At 52.1% G+C, this 257-nt stretch carries 1 protein-coding gene; it reads left to right on the top strand.

Annotated features, from left to right (window positions below):
* Positions 1–56 precede the first annotated feature (56 nt).
* The coding region (locus tag CVH10_RS27000; protein WP_219925007.1) for a hypothetical protein at positions 57–257 on the top strand (201 nt) is incomplete at its 3' end.

The raw sequence follows: 257 nt of genomic DNA on the forward strand, positions 1-257 counted from the left end.
GCATTTACGTGCCGATCGATACCATTCGAGACTATATTTCTGCAGACGATACTGCCGTGGAAATCATTCAAACGGTACGTGACACCTTGGAAGAACGGCCGCACGCGATGATGAGAATCGTCGCATCGGGCAGGCCAACGACCATTGCAGAAATCATCTCGATCTTAAAGAGAGTTGCCAAGAGGTCCCCGCGAATTACGACCAGCGCGAGCAAGGCTTCGAGCCTGTACGCGCGTCGCGTTCAGTTTTGTTCGATT

Origin of the sequence: Halomonas sp. ND22Bw, from assembly GCF_003011945.1 — a bacterium.
Classification (GTDB): domain Bacteria; phylum Pseudomonadota; class Gammaproteobacteria; order Pseudomonadales; family Halomonadaceae; genus Halomonas; species Halomonas halophila.